The 17,739-nt window shown below is 67.1% G+C and carries 18 protein-coding genes; 4 read left to right on the top strand and 14 right to left on the bottom strand.

All coding sequences use genetic code 11. The annotated features are described in order from the left end of the window. Positions 1–35: 35 nt before the first annotated feature. From ACUJB0_RS04065 to ACUJB0_RS04050, 4 genes are read right to left on the bottom strand one after another with little or no spacing between them, the layout of a single operon-like run. Complete coding sequence (locus ACUJB0_RS04065) at positions 36–740, bottom strand: TorF family putative porin (RefSeq protein ID WP_444844120.1); 705 nt, start codon at positions 738–740, stop codon at positions 36–38. Next, a complete protein-coding gene (locus ACUJB0_RS04060) occupies positions 737–2,074 on the bottom strand; it encodes a S8 family peptidase (RefSeq protein WP_444844119.1) in 1,338 nt (445 codons plus the stop codon). Before ACUJB0_RS04060 ends, ACUJB0_RS04065 begins: the two co-directional genes overlap by 4 nt. Beyond that, a complete protein-coding gene (locus ACUJB0_RS04055) occupies positions 2,071–2,904 on the bottom strand; it encodes a zf-HC2 domain-containing protein (RefSeq protein WP_444844118.1) in 834 nt (277 codons plus the stop codon). The genes ACUJB0_RS04060 and ACUJB0_RS04055 overlap by 4 nt, the downstream gene beginning before the upstream one ends. After that, positions 2,901–3,485: an RNA polymerase sigma factor gene (locus ACUJB0_RS04050; RefSeq protein WP_444844117.1), complete on the bottom strand. Its 585-nt coding sequence runs from the start codon at positions 3,483–3,485 to the stop codon at positions 2,901–2,903. Before ACUJB0_RS04050 ends, ACUJB0_RS04055 begins: the two co-directional genes overlap by 4 nt. Before the next feature lie 103 nt (positions 3,486–3,588). Between ACUJB0_RS04050 and ACUJB0_RS04045 the strand changes: the two genes are divergently transcribed. Continuing rightward, on the top strand, positions 3,589–4,440 hold the full coding sequence (locus ACUJB0_RS04045) for an NAD-dependent protein deacetylase (RefSeq protein WP_444844116.1): 852 nt from the start codon (positions 3,589–3,591) through the stop codon (positions 4,438–4,440). 1 nt (position 4,441) lies between these two features. Here the strand turns inward: ACUJB0_RS04045 and ACUJB0_RS04040 are convergent, their stop codons facing one another. The 3 genes from ACUJB0_RS04040 to smpB form a co-directional block, all read right to left on the bottom strand. Next, entirely contained in the window at positions 4,442–5,002 is a 561-nt protein-coding gene (locus ACUJB0_RS04040) for a FlgO family outer membrane protein (protein WP_117011297.1), read from the bottom strand. Continuing rightward, positions 5,002–5,775, bottom strand: coding sequence for a hypothetical protein (locus ACUJB0_RS04035; protein WP_444844115.1), 774 nt, complete (start codon positions 5,773–5,775; stop codon positions 5,002–5,004). The genes ACUJB0_RS04040 and ACUJB0_RS04035 overlap by 1 nt, the downstream gene beginning before the upstream one ends. Before the next feature lie 105 nt (positions 5,776–5,880). Next, on the bottom strand, positions 5,881–6,330 hold the full coding sequence (gene smpB / locus ACUJB0_RS04030; RefSeq protein ID WP_161099718.1) for an SsrA-binding protein SmpB: 450 nt from the start codon (positions 6,328–6,330) through the stop codon (positions 5,881–5,883). Positions 6,331–6,405: 75 nt separating this feature from the next. Here smpB and ACUJB0_RS04025 point away from each other — a divergent pair, with 75 nt between their 5' ends. Together ACUJB0_RS04025 and ACUJB0_RS04020 are read left to right on the top strand one after the other, a co-directional pair. Further along, positions 6,406–6,840, top strand: a complete 435-nt coding sequence (locus tag ACUJB0_RS04025) for a type II toxin-antitoxin system RatA family toxin (RefSeq protein WP_444844114.1) — start codon at positions 6,406–6,408, stop codon at positions 6,838–6,840. After that, positions 6,830–7,114 carry an RnfH family protein gene (locus ACUJB0_RS04020; protein WP_161099717.1) on the top strand — a complete coding sequence of 95 codons (285 nt, stop codon included), beginning with the start codon at positions 6,830–6,832 and terminating at the stop codon, positions 7,112–7,114. Before ACUJB0_RS04025 ends, ACUJB0_RS04020 begins: the two co-directional genes overlap by 11 nt. Before the next feature lie 3 nt (positions 7,115–7,117). On the opposite strand, the gene ACUJB0_RS04015 is transcribed toward ACUJB0_RS04020, so the two are convergent. After that, entirely contained in the window at positions 7,118–8,344 is a 1,227-nt protein-coding gene (locus ACUJB0_RS04015; protein ID WP_444844113.1) for an esterase/lipase family protein, read from the bottom strand. Between the two features lie 118 nt (positions 8,345–8,462). Here ACUJB0_RS04015 and ACUJB0_RS04010 point away from each other — a divergent pair, with 118 nt between their 5' ends. Then, positions 8,463–9,374, top strand: a complete 912-nt coding sequence (locus ACUJB0_RS04010) for a hypothetical protein (protein WP_444844112.1) — start codon at positions 8,463–8,465, stop codon at positions 9,372–9,374. 15 nt (positions 9,375–9,389) lie between these two features. On the opposite strand, the gene ACUJB0_RS04005 is transcribed toward ACUJB0_RS04010, so the two are convergent. The 6 genes from ACUJB0_RS04005 to ACUJB0_RS03980 all read right to left on the bottom strand — a co-directional run bounded on the left by ACUJB0_RS04005 (position 9,390) and on the right by ACUJB0_RS03980 (position 17,496). After that, the gene (locus ACUJB0_RS04005) at positions 9,390–11,756 is read right to left on the bottom strand and encodes a GH36-type glycosyl hydrolase domain-containing protein (RefSeq protein WP_444844111.1); all 2,367 of its coding nucleotides are present in this window, start codon (positions 11,754–11,756) and stop codon (positions 9,390–9,392) included. After that, the gene (locus tag ACUJB0_RS04000) at positions 11,756–13,108 is read right to left on the bottom strand and encodes an MFS transporter (RefSeq protein ID WP_444844110.1); all 1,353 of its coding nucleotides are present in this window, start codon (positions 13,106–13,108) and stop codon (positions 11,756–11,758) included. Before ACUJB0_RS04000 ends, ACUJB0_RS04005 begins: the two co-directional genes overlap by 1 nt. 105 nt (positions 13,109–13,213) lie before the next feature. Further along, complete coding sequence (gntR, locus tag ACUJB0_RS03995; protein WP_444844109.1) at positions 13,214–14,242, bottom strand: HTH-type transcriptional regulator GntR; 1,029 nt, start codon at positions 14,240–14,242, stop codon at positions 13,214–13,216. A gap of 64 nt (positions 14,243–14,306) precedes the next feature. Next, positions 14,307–14,810 (bottom strand): DUF4124 domain-containing protein, encoded by a 504-nt coding sequence (locus ACUJB0_RS03990; RefSeq protein ID WP_444844108.1) that lies wholly within the window; start codon positions 14,808–14,810, stop codon positions 14,307–14,309. Positions 14,811–14,932: 122 nt separating this feature from the next. Next, positions 14,933–16,348 carry a PA domain-containing protein gene (locus tag ACUJB0_RS03985; RefSeq protein WP_444844107.1) on the bottom strand — a complete coding sequence of 472 codons (1,416 nt, stop codon included), beginning with the start codon at positions 16,346–16,348 and terminating at the stop codon, positions 14,933–14,935. Beyond that, on the bottom strand, positions 16,345–17,496 hold the full coding sequence (locus ACUJB0_RS03980; protein WP_444844106.1) for a choice-of-anchor J domain-containing protein: 1,152 nt from the start codon (positions 17,494–17,496) through the stop codon (positions 16,345–16,347). Before ACUJB0_RS03980 ends, ACUJB0_RS03985 begins: the two co-directional genes overlap by 4 nt. Positions 17,497–17,739 lie beyond the last annotated feature (243 nt).

The following is a 17,739-nucleotide window of genomic DNA, read 5'->3' as shown; positions in this document are numbered from 1 at the left end:
TGGATTCCCGGCCGGCGCCGCGCGGTTCCCTTTTTTTAAAAGGCGTAGTTTGTGCTCAGCACCCAGGCCTGGCTGGGCCGCTGCGGGACATAGGAGTAGCCGATGCCATCGTCGCGCGTGTACTCGCGCGCCAGTTGCACGCTCCAGTTGCCGAACGGGAGGCTGGCGCCCAGCTTGAGGTCGTAGCGCGAACTGGCCGGCGTGGCGGGCCAATCCCGCCCGCGCAGCGTGCGCAGCAGGCCCGCGTGGGCGATCAGGTTGACGCTGGGGGGGATTGGGTAGAACACGTTGACCTCGCCGTACAGCGCGCGCGCCGGGCCGCCGAAATAGCGCGGCGAGTAGTACAGCCGCGTGGTCAGGCGCTCGCCCGACGCGCCGGCGTAGCACTCGTTGTAGTCGGCCGAATGCAGCTGGGTGTAGGTGGCGCGGCTGCAGCCGGCCTCCACGCTCCAGCCAGAGCGCAGCCGCAGCGCATAGCCGCCGTAGGCCTGCAGCTTGGCGCCGCGCACGTCGCCGATCGAGGTGCCGGCGGCGAACACGCCGCCGTACCAGCCGCTGGCGCTATCGAGGTTGAGCGTGAGTTGCGGCGACGGCCGGCCGTCGCCCAGCGACTGGCCACGGTAGCGGTAATCCGATTGCAGCGCGACACTGCCGCTGAAGTCGGCTTGTGCGACGGCGGACTGCCACGGCACGAATGGCAGCAGGGCTAAACAGGCGACGGCGGCGGTGCGTAGCGTCACGGCCCCACGCCGCGTTGCGTGAGATTGGCGGTGCAGGAACAGCTGCAATGGTGGAGCAGGCGGGATATGGTTGCGCATGCGTCAATATTAACAGTGTTCAGCGCATCGCCCGGTTGCAGCAGCCGCCGCAACTGGGTTGGCGTGGCCTTCGGCTGCAGCTGCGCCATCAGCGCCAGCATGCCGCTCACGTGCGCCGCCGCGTACGAGCTGCCGCTGACGAAGGACCAGCGCCCGCCGGGCGCCGTGGTCGGGATGTCGTTGCCGGGCGCGAGCAGCGCGGGATCGGCTTCGCTGCCGGCCGCTGGCGCGGCCGTGCCGCGGGCCGGCTGCGAGGCCACCGCCAGCACGCCGCGATGGTTGGCCGGGAAGGCCGGCCCGGCGGCCTTGGCGTCGATCGCGCCGACCACGCCGATGCCGCGCTCCAGCGCCACGTCCAGCAGCCGGTCCAGCAGGCGGTCCGGCGGCCCGGCCAGGCTGAGGTTGATGACCTGGGCGCCGTTCAGGATGGCGTAGTTGATCGCCTTGCCGAGCGTGAAGCTGTTGCAGCGCGTGGCCAGGTCGGGCTGCTGCCAGCAGGCGCGCAGGCCCATCAGCTTTGCCTGCGGCGCCACGCCGAGGATGCCGCCGTTGCCGGCGCGCGCCGCGATGATGCCGGCCACGGCGGTGCCGTGGTTCTCGGCCGGCGTGGCGCCGCCGTCGACGAAGTTGGCGTTGACCGCCAGCTGTCCCTGCAGGTCGGGATGGCTGGCGTCGATGCCGCTGTCGATCACGGCCACCTTGATGTCGCGGCCGGTGGTTTCGCGGTGCAGCTCGGCCACGTGCCAGTAGCGGCCGGCGGGCTGCACCGGGTACAGCGCGTCGGTCTCGGTGGCCGGCGCCGGCGGGGTGGACGCCATGCCGTTGAAACTGGCCACCGGCTGCGCCCATTCCACCTGCGGGTCGCGCGCCAAGTTGGCGAGGATGCGCTCGGGCGATTCCCGGTCCGGGTAGCGCATCACATAGCAGTCCAGGCCCAGCACCGGCATCGGCCAGTCGTCCACCAGCGTCAGGCCGTGCTGGCGCGCCAGCTCCTCGGCGCGGCGGCGGCGCGAGGCGCGGCCGCTGTCGTCGATGTAGCGCCCGCCGTAGCTGGCGTCCGGGCGGAAGTGTGTGGCGGGCAGGCGCAACATCACCAGCAGCGTGTGCTCGCCGGGATCGTGGCTGGCGGCCGGCACGGGGCGCAGCGTTTCATCGCCGTCCGGCGGGGCCGCCTGCGCTTCGGCGGCCAGCGGCGCCCCCGCCAGCCATGCCAGGCAGGCCAGCACCGCGCCGACGCGTGGCCAGAAGGTGTTCACGGCGGCGTACCTCCATCCAAGGCCTCGGCCAGCTGGACGGCTGGCTCGGCGTGCAAGGCGGCCAGCGCGCGCTCGCGGCTGGCTGGCGGCACGTGCAGCAGGTAGGCGTCGGTGACGGTCGGACCGTCGACCACGCGCGCGCCTTGCGCCTGCAGGATATGGCGCAGCTCGCGCTCGCTGGTGTTTGGCTGGAAGATCACCACTAGGTTGGCACCGCTGCTGACGGCCGAGCCGAGCACGCGGTAGGGAGCGGGGTCGGTGTCCGGGCGCAGCAGCAGGGCGCCCAGGCCGATGATCAGCACCCATTGCGCCGCCACGGTCCAGCGCAGCCACGAAGGCTGGTTGGCCGCCGCCGCGCGCCACCACGACACGCGTTGCGTCGTTCCGGCCGCGACAGGCGGCGTTGCCGGCGTGGCGGCGGGTGCCTCTGTCGCCGCTGCCGTCGTCGCGGCTTGCGGTGCGGCCCGTGCCGTTGCCACAGCCGCTGCTTCCGGTGCGGCCGGTGCCGTTGCCGCCGTCGCCGCTTCCGGCGTGGCCGGCGTCGCCGTCACCATTACTGGTGCGACGTGCTCCTGTGCGCCCAGCGCCGGCATCAGCCGGGCCAGCGCGCCTTCCATGTCCAGGCCAGGCGGCAAGGCGTCCGACGCGGCGGCCTCGGCCCGCATATCGCGTTCCCATTCCAGGTCCTGGCGGCATTGCGCGCAGGTTTGCAGATGCTCGCGCACGCGCTGCGTCTCGTCCGGCGCCAGTTGTTCGCTGGCGTACCAGGGCAGCAGTTCCTGCACCGCCTGATGGGCCGGGATATCCATTCTGAAGATGCGCCCGTTCATTGGCTGCTCTCTCTTTCGTTCCACAACAAGTCCTTCAATCTGTGCCGCGCATGGAACATGCGGGTCTTCACCGTGTTCAGCGGACACTCCACCACCTCGGCGATTTCGCTGTAAGCCATGTCGTGATAGTAGGTTAGCACCATCACAGCGCGTTGCGCGGCGGGCAGCTGGTCCAGCGCCTCGGCCACGGTCTGCTGCAACTGCTGGCGCTTCATCGTCTGCTCCGGCTGGTTGCCGCTGTCGTCCTCGTACAGCGACGCATCCGATTCCATCGGCTCGTCGCTGGCCTTCAAGCCCTTCAAGGTCTTGCGGTAGGCGATCGCGAAGACCCAGGTCGATACCTTGCACGTGCCGTCGAAGCTGGCGGCCTTTTGCCAGACCACCAACATGGTGTCATTGACCACTTCCTCGATCAGCGCCGCGTTGCGCGCCATGCGGCCGATGAAGCGCGACAGGCGCGGGAAATAAATCCGGTACAGCGCCTCGAAGGCGAGCTTGTCCCCGGCCGCTATCCTGGCCACCAGCCGCACCTCTTCCGCTTCCGGGTTCGGGCCGCCGTTCCGGCCCCGTTCTTGCTGCATCCGTCCTCCTCCATTTCCCCCGTTAATGCCTTGCCTAGCGAAAACGGTTCTACAAGTTGGGAAATTTTATGCTCCCATGCTACCACCGCGATTCTCGGCTAACATGGCGCTTATGAATCTGAACCAACAAGTTGACCACCTGGCCGGTTTCCTGCACCGCCACCGGCGCGTGCTGGTGCTGACCGGCGCCGGCCTGAGCACCGCCTCCGGCATTCCCGACTATCGCGACAAGGACGGCGTGCGCCGCGGCCGCACACCCATCCAGGGACCGGACTTCCGCAAGTCCGAGGCGGTGCGGCGCCGCTACTGGGCGCGCAGCATGGCCGGCTGGCCGACGCTGGCCCAGGCCGCGCCCAACGCCGGCCATCAGGCGCTGGCCCAGCTGGAGGCGGCCGGCCGCATCGATGCGCTGATCACCCAGAACGTCGACGGCCTGCACCAGCGAGCCGGCACCAGCAAATTGATCGAACTGCACGGCAATATCCACGGCGTGGTCTGCCTGGACTGCCGCGCGCTGCACCGCCGCGCCGACATCCAGGCCTGGCTGACGGCGGCCAACCCCGCGCTGGCCAACGCCGGCGCCGGGGAGGGCGGCGAGATCGTGCCCGAGGCGCGCCCCGACGGCGACGCCGAGATCGAGCTCGACGCCCTGCAGGATTTTCGCATGCCCAGCTGCGACGCCTGCGGCGGCACCCTGCAGCCGGACGTGATCTTCTTCGGCGATAACATCCCGCCGGCGCGCACGGCAGCCGCGCTGGACCTGATGGAACAGGCCGACGCCTTGCTGGTGGTGGGATCGTCGCTGATGGTGTTTTCCGGCTACCGCTTCTGCAAGCTGGCCGCCGCGACCGGCAAGCCGATCGCCGCCGTCAACCTGGGCAAGACCCGGGCGGACGAGCTGATCGGCCTGAAAGTGGAGGCCACGGCCAGCGAAGTGCTGCCGCGCCTGTTGTAGGTCAATTCCGCTGCAGCATCGAGCGGACGATGGCTTCCTTGGCCAGCACATAATCCTGTCCGGCCAGCACGAAGTTGGTGTTTGGCTGGATCACCTTGATGTTGATGAACACCATGTCCGACGTCTCCGCATACGAGCCGACCACGATGGCCTGCGCGTTGTGGGCGGTGGCCACCTCGCCGATCTCGCGGGTGAGCATCAGCTCGCCTTGGTTGCGCTTCAGGTAGACGCTGTTACGCAGCTTCATCTCCAGCATGCTCAGGCCGCCCTGCGCCAGGCGCGTGGACAGCTGCTCCGACACCAGCCGGCCCAGCGTGGTGGTCTGCTCCAGCGCGTCGATGTTGACGATGGTGGCCATGATCAGCGGCTTGTCGGCCATCAGCTTGCCGTTGAGCTGGTGCATCAGCGCGTCGGCGGCCTTGTAGTTGGCGTCGATGAACTGGTTGGAGGAGATGGTCGAATAATTGCCCTCGTCCTTGGTGGGCGTGGAGGAGCAGGCGCCCAGCAGCAGCGGCAGCGCCAGCACGGAGGCGCGGGCCAGGGTCAGAAGGTGGTTCGGCATTACATGTCTCCGCGGACTTTGAACAGTCGGGTCAGTTTGGGTTCCTCCGGCTCGGGATCGATGATGCCGTACAGGATGCGGTCGCTGTCGGCCACGTAATAGGCCGAGGTGTTGCGCGCCACGTAGCGGAACTGGTCGGACACCGAGACGGTGACGATGATTTCGGTGCGCGGCGTCGCGCCCGGTGCGAACTGGGCGTTGAACCAGTCGTAGGAATCCCAGGCCGCGGCGCCGGCCGCCACGCCGCCCAGCAGCGGCGCCTCGATCTCGCTCAGCACCCAGACCCCGGTGGCCAGCGCGGCGCGCTCGCCGTGGTAGCGGTATTGCGGACGGTTGGCGGTGAAGGTCACGGCCTGCACGTCCATGTCGACCTTGAGCGAGCCGGCGGGCGAGCGCGTCACCACGTAGCCGTCGTTGACCAGCGAGGTGGTCAGCTGGGTGGTCAGCGCGCGCTGGAACGGGCTCGGGTCGCGCGGCTCGTTCAGGAACACCGGACGGGGCGGGCTCTTCTTGAGCTCGGCGACGATGCTTTTTTCGATGTTGTTGGAAATGACACCCCAGTGGTAAGCCGCCTGCAGCTTGGCCTGCTTGGTGGTGGGGAAGTTCGCCGCCAGCGGGGTCGGCGTGTAGTGCGACGCACAGCCTGCGAGCACGATACCGGCTGCCAGAGCCATTGCAGTTTTCAGCGCCATCATTGCCTCGTCGTCAAAAGTCTCGTCTGGTTCGCGGCCGCGCGCGCAATCGGCAAGCGCCTGCCACGAATGTAAAATCATTCTTCTCCCAGTTTAGCACGGGTGTTTCTGATTAGAAACTCGTCGGGTAATAAAAAACCCGGTGCGGGACCGGGTTTTGTACAGGGCGCGCAACACTGCGGCGGGTCAGCGGCGGTTGGTCTTCATGGCGGCCGCGACCTCGCGCTTGCCGTCGCGATCCTTCTCGGTGGCGCGCTTGTCGTGCATCTTCTTGCCCTTGGCCAGGCCGATTTCACATTTGACGCGGCCGCCCTTGTAGTGCAGGTTCAGCGGCACCAGCGTGTAGCCGGCGCGCTCGACCTTGCTGATCAGCTTGTCCATCTCCTGGCGGTGCAGCAGCAGCTTGCGGGTGCGCACGGCTTCCGGGCTGATGTGGGTGGACGCGGTCGGCAGGGCGCTGATGTGGGCGCCGAACAGGAACAGCTCGTCGCCCTTGATGGTGACGTAGGCTTCCTTGATCTGCACGCGGGCGTCGCGGATGGCCTTGACTTCCCAACCTTCGAGGACGATGCCGGCTTCGTAGCGGTCTTCGATGAAGTAGTCAAAAAAGGCTTTTTTGTTATCGGCTATGGTCATGGGATGGTATCGGTTAAACTACTGCTTCGCGCACAGAAACGCGAATAATTCAACATCATAGCAAATGGTTAGCCTATGGCAGTAGTACACAAATCAGTTTTCCTCGGATACAGCGCCCAGCAGATGTTCGACCTGGTCGCCGCGATCGAGGACTATCCCAAGTTCCTGCCGTGGTGCGGTGGTGTCGAAATACGTGAACGTAACGGCAATACGGTGACGGCCAGCGTCGGCATCAACTACCACGGGGTCAAGCAAAGCTTCACCACCTCCAACGAGAACACGCCGTCGACCGAGATCAAGATGAGGCTGGTGGACGGTCCTTTCAAGTGCCTCGACGGCGTGTGGACCTTCAAGGCGCTGCGCGAGGATGCCTGCAAGATCGAGCTGGACCTGCACTACGAGTTCTCCAGCGCCTTGCTGGCGCAGCTGGTGGGGCCGGTGTTCGGCATGATCGCCAACAGCATGGTCGATTCCTTCTGCAAACGGGCGGAAACAGTGTATGGCGGCTGAAACCTTCAACATCGAAGTCTGCTACGCCAGCGACGCGGTGCAGTTCCTGCGCGCGCTGCGGGTGCCTGTGGGCACGACCATCGAGCAGGCCATCGCCATCAGCGGCGTGCTGCAGGAGGCGCCGGAAATCGACCTGGCGGTCATGCAGGTCGGGGTCTACGCCAAGAAGAAGACGCTGGACACGGTGCTGCGCGAGCATGACCGCGTTGAAATCTACCGCCCGCTGATCGCCGATCCCAAGAACGCCCGCCGCCGGCGCAAGGCCGCCGCCTGACGCTCAGGCCCCGCGCTCGACCAGGAACTGGCGCAGGGTGGGCTGCTTGAAGAATTCCGTGTGCCAGACCTCGGACTGTTTTTGCTGCGGCGTGCCGAAGGTCAGCATGCGCGCCTCGGCCACCTGCGCCTCGGGCAGCAGTACGCCGTCGTAGGGCACCACCACGTCGTTATCGACTTGCAGCAGCATGCGGTTGATCAGTGTGCCCGCTTTCTCCAGCATCGAATGGCCGAAATCGAAATCCGCGCGCGCATAGTAGGTGCTGGCGCTGGCCAGCAGTGAATCGCTCCGGTCCAGCTGGGCGATCAGCGCCGAGCCGCTGGCCAGCGCCTCCACGCTGGGCAGTTCGAAGCCCAGCGACACCGCCATCCGCGCCAGCCCGATCACCAGGTCCAGGGCCATGCCGCCGCTGAACGAGGCCAGCATCGCGGCCACGTTGAGGAAGTGCTGGATCTCTTCCGGCGACGCCAGCGGCGAACCCTGGTTGGCCGCCGCCACAAAGAACACCTTGCCCACGCTGGCGATACGCCCCGCACGCTGCGCTGCGACGGCGGCCAGCACGGCGTCCTGCGCGTGCGGCGCCGTCGACAGCAGCGAGCGCACCACCAGTCCGCCGCGGCTGTGGCAGACGATGTCGACGTCCCATCCGGCATCGGCCGGCAGGTGCGACAGCAGGTCCAGCGCGTTCTGCTGCGGTGTCTTGGCGATGGTCCAGTGGTCGTAGCCGAACACCTGGTTGTCGTAGCGCGCCAGCAGCTGCTGCATGGTGCCGTCCGCCGCCAGGTCGTCGAACGCGCCTTCGATGGAACTGAACACGCCATGCACCAGCAGCAGCACCTTGCGCCCGCGCGAGGCCGCCAGTTCGGCCGCCGTCGCCGGCTGGCGCCAGCCGTGGCGAAGGCTCAGCAAGGCCTCCAGCTTGTTGTGGGCTTCGATGGTCTCGGCCATCCCCTGCGTCATGCGCTCGCTCACGCGCAGGGCGGCCTGCTTGATCCAGTCCATGCGGCCGGCGGCGGGATGCATGGGCGCCAGCAGCATCGGCGCGGTCTGGGTTGGGAACACGAACTGGATGCAGCCGCTGTCCTTGTGGCGCACGATGTTGAGGTTCTCATCGGCGATCTCGGCGGCCGGCAAGGGCGTTGCGGGCAGCAGCGATGATGGCGATAGGACGAGCTCCGGCGCGGCGTCGGCCAGCGCCCGTTGTAGTTCCGCATGCTTGGTGAATTGCATGGCGATCTCCTGATGGTTTTGACATCAGTGTACGATGCGGCGGCCGATCGCCGCGCCGGTTTGCGCAAGTGCCGCGCGCTCGGCTACACTCCATGCCCGAACCCGCGATGGAGCAATGTTGAACCAGCCCGATTATTCCAAGTACGACCAAGAACAGCTGCGGCAAATCCGCCGCAGCATCGATGCCGAACGCTTTCCCGAACGCGTGGCGCAGATCGAGGCGCGGCTGGCGGAATTGGCCGCGCAGCCCGCCGCATCGGGCGATCGGCCCGGCGTATCGGCCGCACACCCCGGCGTATCGGGCGCCCAGCCTGGCGCATCGGCCGCGCCGCCCGCCGCCGTGATCGCGGACCGGCCCCGCGCCGATCCCGCCAGCTATCGGCCTGTCATGCGCCGCGCGGCCAGGGTGATGGCGTGCGTGGCGGCGGTCGACGTCGCCGCCGGCATCTGGAATGCCATGCACGGGATGGGATCGATGTTCAACATCGACGTGTCGTCATTGGTCGTGATGCTGCTGCTGGCGTTCGGCGGACTGCGGGTCGCGATCGTGCTGCGCTGGCTGGCCGTGCTGGGCGTGCCCATGCTGGCGCTGTGGCCGTTGATGGCCTTCATGCAGCCGCTGGACCTGACGCTGACGCAGCTGGCGTTGCAGCCCTCCGCGTACGCGATCAACTTCCTGCTGCCGGTGTTCAAGAGCGCCATGTCGCTGTGGATGCTGCACTTGCTGAGCGACCCGGCGATCCGGCAGGCGCGGGCGTTCGAGGGCCGCAAGCCCTACGACATGCGCGTGCCGCTGGCGCTGGGCGCCTTGCTGCTGGCGGGATACGGCGTCATGTTCTTCACGCTGATGCTCGGCGAGCGTGGCCGCCACGCCGAAGAGCTGGCGGCGCAGAAGGAGGGCGCCAAGTATCGCTACCACGTCAACAACATCCTCGTGATGGGCAACAGCAATGGCACCTTCGTCAGCGCCACGGTGGTGGTCTGGAACGACAAATTTCTCGGCGCGATGGACGTCAGCTGGAAGGAGTAGCGCCTTCCAGCTAGTTCATCGGGGGATCAACACCTCCAGCGCCTGGACCGCGCCCGCCACGATGCCGGTCACGCGCGCATCGGCCAAACATTCGCCATCGCGCCAGACCTGGACGTCGGCGACGTCCGCCCGCCGTATCGATAGCTTGAACGTCGCGCCACGGAACTCGCGCGTGACCTTGATGGCATCCCACACCTTCGGTAGTTGCGGCGCGATGCGCAAGCCGTCGGCGTCGCCCCGCAAGCCGCACAAGCCCTCGATGAAGCAGCGGTAGGCCCACGACACCGTGCCGGTATTGAACAACTGGCTGGAGCGGCCGGCCGTGCGCGGATACTCGCGCCAGGCGCCGCGATAGTAGTTCGGGATGAACACCGGCAGCTGGCCGCGCTGCAGGTAGTCGGCTTCGTCGGGGCCGGGGATCATCTGCCGCAGCAGCTGGTAGGCGCGGTCGCCCTCGCCGATGGTGTACAGGCTGTGGATGTAGAACACGGCGGCGTGATTGTAGACCGCGCCGTTCTCCGCCGAGCCGGGATGCTTCTGCGTGACGCGGCCCACGTCATCGCGCATGGCGCTGTACGGCGGCGCGAACATCGCCACGCCGTAGGGTGTCGCCAGCTGCTGCTCGACCTGCTCCAGCATGGAGGCGCGCTGGCCGGCGTCGGCGGTGCCGCCCAGGATGGCCCAGGCCTGCGGGTTGAGCCAGATGCGGCCTTCCACATCCTTGGCGATGCCGAACTTGACGTTGTCGTCGGTGATGCCGCGTGCGTACCAGGCGCCGTCCCACAGGTGCTCGTTGGCGGCCTGGTTGACCGCCACGGCGCCGGCGCGGAAGCGGCTGGCGCTTGCCAGCAGCGGCGCGTCCGCGCGCTGTTCGCAGATCTCCGCCCACAGGTTCAGCGCGTACGCGGTGGCCACCGTCAACCAGCCGGACACGCCGCGTCCCTTGTAACCGACCATGTTCATCGGATCGCACCAGTCGCCCTGCGCGATGTAGCTCAGGCCACGCTGGTCGCGCGCCTGCAGCAGCCAGTCCATGGCGCGGTGCATGCGCTGGGCGACGCTGAGCGTGGCGCCGCCTTCATGGCCGGCCACTTCGGCGTCGAGGATGCCGTAGTCGCCGGTCTCGTCGAGATAGACCTTGAGCGCGACCGGCAGCCACACGCAATGGTCGGTGTGCGGCACCTGGTTGATGTATTTGAGTTCCGCGCCTTCGGCCAGCAGGATCCCGTCCGGCATGGCGCCGCTGGCTTCCTGCTGCGACAGCGCGTGCAGGAAGGCCGCGCGCATCACGCCGGGGCGGATGTAGCTCATGCCCATATTGTCCTGCAGGTAGTTGCGGGTCTGCGGATCGGTGCTGAGGCGGTTGACGTCGCCGTGATAGAACACCTGGCGCGGCAGCCAGTGGTTGACGAAGTTGTCGAGGTCCGCGTCCGGCGTTTCGATCCGCAGGCAACCGCGCCCGCCGGCGATGTAGGCGGCGTAATCTGCGCGCGCCGCGTCGAAGGCGGCGGCGCTCAGGTATTTGGCGCGCACCGCGCGGATCTCTGCGTCGTCGAAGGCGGGGCCGAAGATGAAGCGGTAGTCGTGCGACGCGCCGGCCGCCAACGCGAGCCGGTACTGCACCACGGCGGCCGGCGTCTCGTAGCGCGCGTCGCCGTTGGACAGCTGGTCCGCCTCGATCGCCGACGGATGATGCAAGCCGCCTTCGCCTTCGAAGGCCGCCTGCTGCACCTCCCACGCCTGCGGCGCTTCCTCGCACAGGAAGTAGGTCTTGTCCTTGAAGTCCTTCTGCTTGAAGTAGTCGCCCACCTTTTGATACGGCGTGACGCAGCTGGCCACCACGCCGCCCAGGTCCGCGCGGTATTCGCCGGACTGGTTCATCCACGACATGTAGCCGATCGGGAAGTAGGGGTAGACACTCAACCTGCGCGGCCGGCCGGACAGGTTGGTCACGCGTAGCGACCACAGTTCCACCACGTCCTCCACCGGCAGGCTCAATGTCAGCTCGACGCGCACGCCCAGGTGCTCGACGGTCCAGCCGATATCGCTTTTGCCGACCGAGAAAGTGAAGGCGTCCACCGGCGCGCGCACCGGCTCGTACGGCGCCGAGAACAGCTCGCCGCTGTCCTCGTCCTTGATGTAGAAGAAGCGGCCCGGATGATGCGCGTAGTAGTTCTGCTCCGGCTGCATGAAGGTCTTGGCCTCCAGGTTGGGCGCGTAGGCATACTTGGCCGGCTCCGGCTGCATGAACTGCGCGGTGGCGTAGCCGCGGCAGGTCGCCTGTATCATCATCTTCTGGTTCCACAGGAAGCCCGCCGCGCGCGGCATGGCCGTGGGGCTGGTCAGTTCGTAGCGGTCGCCGTCGTGGGTAGGACGCAGCATCAATCGGTCTCCATAGTTGTTTTGCGCGCCGCCAGGTCGGCCTGGATCCTGGCCAGCATGGCGTTGTCGAGGTTATAGAAGTACATCACGGCGACGGCGCACAGCGCGAACCCCGCCGGTATCAAGGACATCAGCCAGACGATGCCGGCCTGCGAGCCGGCCGACTGCGCCACATTGGCCACGTAGCCCAGCCGCGTGAACAGCCAGCCGATGACGGCCACCGCGACGGCGGTGCCCAGCTTTTGCGAGAAGGTGGCGGCGGCGAAGGTCATCGCGGTGGCGCGGCGGCCGGTGCGCCATTCGTTGTAGTCGGCGGTGTCGGCGTACATCGAGAACGCCAGCGGCGATTTCGGCCCGAGCGCCAGGCCGGTGGCGATCTGCAGCGCGAACATCAACGTGACCTGCTCCTTGCCGACGAAGAAGAAGGCCAGCGACAGCAGGGCGGTGATGCTCATCAGGATCATCATCAGCGTCCGCTTGTCGACGTAGCGCGTCAGGACCGGCGTGAGCGCGGCGCCGGCGGCGGCCGACATCATATACGCCGGCACGAAGCCCTGCATCAGCTCCGGCCGGCCGACCACGTACTTGAAGTAGTAGGCCGCGCTGGTGGTGCGCAGCGTGATGGTGATCATGATGATCAGCGCCAGGAAGAACAGCGCCACCCATGGCCGGTTGCGCGACAGGTCGCCGATGTCCTGCCACACCTTGCTGTTCTGCGCGGGGGGCGGCGCGATGCGTTCGCGGGTGTTGAGGAAGGTCAGCGCGAACAGCGCCGACGCCAGCACGCCCCAGGCCAGCATGGTGAGCTGCCAGCCCAGCCGGTCGTCGCCGTGCCCCAGCCAGCGCACCAGCGCCGGCGTGGCTGCGGTCACCAGCGTGCCGCCGGCGAAGGCGAAGATGAAGCGCAGGCCGTTGACGGTGGAGCGCTCCTGCGGATCGGCCGAGAGCACGCCGGACAAGGCGTTGTACGGGATGTTGATGCCGGTGTAGCAGACCATCATCAGCAGATAGCTGCCGTAGGCCCAGGCGATCTTGCCGCCCTGCGGCAGGTTGGGCGTGGTGTAGGTGAGGACGGCGGCGCAGGCCAGCGGCACCGAAACCCAGATGAGGTAGGGGCGGAACTTGCCGTGCCGGGTGCGGGTGCGGTCGGCGAGGGCGCCGATCAGCGGATCGGTGAAGGCGTTGACGATCTTGATGGCGAAGACCATGGACGCCGCCGCCGCGGCCGAGATGCCGAAGACGTCGGTGTAGAAGATCAGCAGGAAGGTGGCGATATTGGTCCAATAAAAATTGAAACCCATATCGGCGATGCCGTAGCTGATTTTTTCACGCCAGGTCAGGGAAGTCTTCACATGTCGGTCCACTATGGTAGCGCTAACAAAGGTGATCGCAGTGTAAGCGTTTGGCGAAATTTGTAAACAAGATTTGATGTTGCGGCGCAGCGGCGCCGCAACCATCTATGCGCTTTCGCGCGCCATCAGCGTGAAGCCCAGGTCGATCTGCTTGTTGGCCGGGTCTTCGCCCTTGATGACGGCGCGCAGCAGCTTGGCCGCCTCGTAGCCGATGCGGTAGCGCGGCGTGGCGACCGTGGTCAGCGACGGATTCATCCACGCCGACGCGGGCAGGTCGTTGAAGCCGCAGATGGCCAGCTGCGCCGGCACGCTGATGCCGCGCCGCTGGCACTGGTAGACCGCGCCGTGCGCCAGGTCGTCGTTGCAGCAGAAAATGGCGTCGCAATCGGGCGCCTGTGCCAGCATGCGGCCCAGCAGCTCGGCGCCCAGCGCGATGGTGGACGGCTCGCCCACCATCACCTCCAGCTTGGCGTCGAGCAGGCCGGCTTCCTGCATGGCCTGGCGGTAGCCTTCGGCGCGCCGCAGCGTGCGCTCGTCCAGCTGCGCGGCCAGGAAGCCGATGCGCTTGTGGCCCTTGTCGATCAGGTAGCGCGTCATCGCGTAGCCGGCCTGCACCTGCGAGAAGCCCACCGTCAGCTGCGACGGATCGGTGGACATGTCCATCATCGACACCACCGGCACGCGCGAGTTGGTCAGGATCTGCTGCACGCGCGGGCTGTGGCTCAGGCCGGAGAGCAGCATGCCGTCGGGATTGGACTGCAGGTAGGTGCCGATCAGCTTTTCCTCTTCCTTGTCGGAGTAGCGGGTATTGCCGATCAGGATCTGGTAATCGTCGGCGTCCAGCGCGTCCTGGATGCCGGCCAGCACCTCGGTGAACACCGCGTTCGACAGCGACGGCACCAGCACCGCGATCACCTTGGACTGCGACGAGGCCAGCGCGCGCGCGGCGCGGTTGGGCACGTAGCCCAGTTCGACGACGGCCTGGTCCACCCGGTCGCGCAGCGCCTGCGACACCATGTCCGGCTGGGTGATGGCGCGCGAGGCGGTCATGGTGGCCACGCCGGCGTGCGCCGCCACCATCGCCAAGGTGATGCGGCCGCTGGCGCGGCTCTTGTTCGCTGCTGGTTTGATCATGTTGGGCCGGGAAGAAATGTTGATAGCGATATCATACGGCAGCAAGGCCGCCAACCGACAGTGGCTATTTGCATCCGGCCAACACTTTTTGATTCTTTTTCGTCATTTCGGCGCGTTCGGCGTCGCCCATGATGCCGCGTTCGCCCTTGCTGTCGTAGTTGGTCATGCGCACGCCGTCGGCCAGCGCCTGCAGGTTCTTGCGGGCGGCGTCGCAGTTGGCGGCGATATCGGCCTTTTGCTGGGCCTCGTCGGCGGCCTTTTTGGCGGCGGCCGCCGCTTCGTCCTTGCGCTTGTTGTAGTCGGCGTTGCGCTCGGCCAGCGTGGGCGGGCGCTTGATCGCCGCTTCCGGCGCCGGCTCTTCGGCCGGCGTTTCGGGCTCGGCGTTGGGATTGAACGGCGCCTTGCCGGGCGCCTTCAGGATGCGCTTTTCCGGCACCGACGGCGGCGGCGGACGGTCCGACAACTGCTTGACGCCCTTGTCGTCGATCCAGATGTACTGGGCCATCGCCAGCGAGGAAGCTGCCAGCAGCAGGGCGCCGGCCAGGCCGCGCAGGATACGGTAAGTCATGGTGAGGCTCCAGTAAGGCCAGCCCCGATTTCGCCATGATTCGCCGCCACTGTCAACCGCAAAGAAAAAAGCCCGTCGTCCGGAGGGCGACGGGCTTTCGGTGGCGGATGCCGCCGTGGTGCTTACCAGCCTACATCACGCAGCAGCGGGAAGGACAGGTCGAACGGCGGCGTGACTTCGTGGGTCAGGTCGTTGTTGATCGCCGGTTCCATCAGCAGGTTGGGGAAGGCGCTGACGTCGAAGTGCGACACCGACGAACCTGGCTGATACGGGTTGGGCGCGAACATCTGCAGGCGGCCCGCCGCGTCGGCGCCGGCGCGCAGCGCCAGGTTCACGCCGAGGTTGGCGAACACGTTGGAATGCAGACGGGTGCGCTTGGCCAGGGCCGCTTTCAGGGCGATGCCGTCGTCCTGCGAAATGCGGACCGCTGGAATGGTGACGCTCGGGTCGCTGCCGCCCAGGCCTGGCGGCGGCGAGCCGGGAGCGTTGTCGGCCACGATCATGCCGATCGCGCCGGCGTCCTGCACGGCCTTGGCTTTGATGGTGAAGGCGCACACGCCACGGTCCACCAGCGCGATCTTGCCGTTGACCGCGGCGGCGTTGAGCGCCGACAGCGGGCCGCAGGCGAGGCCGAGGTTGGGGGCGGTGTCGACCACCGGCATGATTTCGCCGGTGCGGCCAGGGCTGCTCAGCGCCGGGCCGAAGCTGGCCGTGCCGACCTGCAGGTTACCGGCGATGTTTGCCGGGCTGATCAGCGTCAGCGCCGGGGCGCCTTGCTGCAGCACGGTGCCGACGTAGCTGTTGGCGATCGGGCCGGTCCAGACCAGCTTGCCGGACTTGAGCGACGAGGCGGCGCGCTCGCCGTCTGTCATGTCCTTCCACAGCTTGTTGGTGGTGCTGTCCTTCAGGTAGAAGTCCCACACGCTGGGCACGCCGCCCAGCTGCGTGCCGGTCGAGCCGTTGGTGTAGGTCTGGAAGCCCAGGCCGTGGCCGAATTCATGGGTCAGCACGGTCACCAGGTCGACGGCGGTGCCGTGGTTGGCGTCCAGGCCCAGGTAGAACGGCGAGCCGGCCAGGCAGTTGGACTTGCCCAGGTTGATGTTGAAGCGGGCGCGGATGTCGGCCACCGACGAATCCGGATCGGAGCCGGTCAGCTTGGCGGTCTGGGCCTTGCCGAACCAGGCGCCGGCCTGCGGCGCGCCGTCGAAGTCGTGGAAGACCTCGGTGGCGCCGGCGCTGCCCAGCACGGCCGAGGTGGCGGTGCAGGTCAGCGCTTCCCACGTGGCCAGCACGCGGATCGGGGTGGTGCTGGTCAGCGTGGCGCCCCATTTGTTGGCGGCGGCCTGGAACGCGTTCAGGCGCTGCACGCCCAGCGTGGTGCCGGCGTTGCCGCCGACGGGAGCGACCACGGTCGGGTCATTGAAGCCGACGTTGGCCGGGTCGCCGTTGACGATCACGATGGTGGCGGCGGCCCAGCTGGACGAGGCGAACAGGCAGGCGGCCGCTGCGGCCGCTGCGTTCAGGGTGAAGCGCTTCATTGTTGTTCTCCTTGTGCGGCTGGCAGGCTGGGGCCGTGCGCCAGGTGGCTGGCGACTTCTTCGCCGGGGACGCAGGATTCGACCAGCTGGCCGTTGGCGTCCTTGTGGACGACGGCGTAGCTGGCGGTGGAGTCGTCGAGCTTGCGGCCGACGCCGCCGCGCGCGGTGGTCAGCGGGGCGACGCGGGCGGTCGCTGCCTGGCGGCCGCTGGGTTGCACGCTGGCGGCGGCGGGCACGGCCGCGGCGGCCAGCTCGGCTGCCTGTTCGGCCGACGGGCCGACCAGCTGGCCAGTGGCGGGATCTTTATAGGCGACCATGCCGCTGCCGGCTGGCGCGGCGGTCGCGACCAGCTCAGGCTGTACGGCGACGCGCGCGTTCGGGAAGCTCATCAGGCCATTGGCGCCGGTCTGCGGCTCGGCCGCTTGCGCCACCAGCGTGCTGGCGGACAGGCCGGCCAAGGCCAGCAGGCGCAGCTTCTTGCGGCTGAACGCCACCACGCCCAGGCCCAGCAACAGCATCAGAGCGGTGCTTGGTTCAGGCACGGCGCTGATACTCACGGTATCGATGCCGATCTGATTGCCGTTGAGGGAGTTGTCGTCGATCACGTAGCGGAAAGCGAAGCGGCCAGTGGTGGCGCCCGACAGGCCCGCCAAGGACAAGGAGTAGTTCTGCCAGCCGGTGTCGGAGCCGCTGGAGAAGGCCGGGTGCAGCAGGACGAAGTCGCCGGTCGACGTGGTCGAGGAGCCGACATTCGTGCTGGCGCCATGCGCGCTGTAATAGACCTCAACCGTATCGGTCAGGCCGAGGGTGGACTCGCCGAGCAGGCGCAGCGAGAAGTTCAGTTTTTCGCCGTTCGCCATGGCCACTTCCGGGGTGATCAGCCAGTTGCTGATGGCGCCGCCAAAGCCTGCGTTGTCGAAGTTAGCCGCGATGTAGGAATTGCTGGCGCCAGCAGCGGCGGGGAACGCGAACTCCTGGCCCTGGAACCAATTGGTCGCGCCGGCGGGGCTGCTGTTGTTGGTCATCACCCATCCGCTGGCGCCGAGGGTGTTGATGTCATTGAATCCCTCGGATAACAAGGGACTGGCGAAGGCGGAGCAGGTGGCGACGGAAGCCACGAGTCCGATCAGGTATTTATTCAAGTTCATAGTGCCCCAATGGTATTGATTTGCCTGCGCTGCAAGCGAGCGTGTTGAACATGCCTGATGCGACGTTTGCGTGCATCTGGCCCAAATGACTACGTTTAATAAAGTACAGCAATTTTTCTTGGCTATCTATATATATTATTTATAAAATATCCACGAATGGCGGCCTGGAAACGTCGCGACGCCCGATATTTCCGAGCTCGACAGTAATTTGCGCACCGGACAATTAGAGGCCGCAGTCGAGGC

This window comes from Duganella caerulea (assembly GCF_040362985.1).
Classification (GTDB): Bacteria; Pseudomonadota; Gammaproteobacteria; order Burkholderiales; family Burkholderiaceae_D; genus Rugamonas; species Rugamonas vulcania.
Note: the sequence above shows the minus strand (reverse complement) of the source record. Positions and strands in the feature narration are given on the sequence as shown.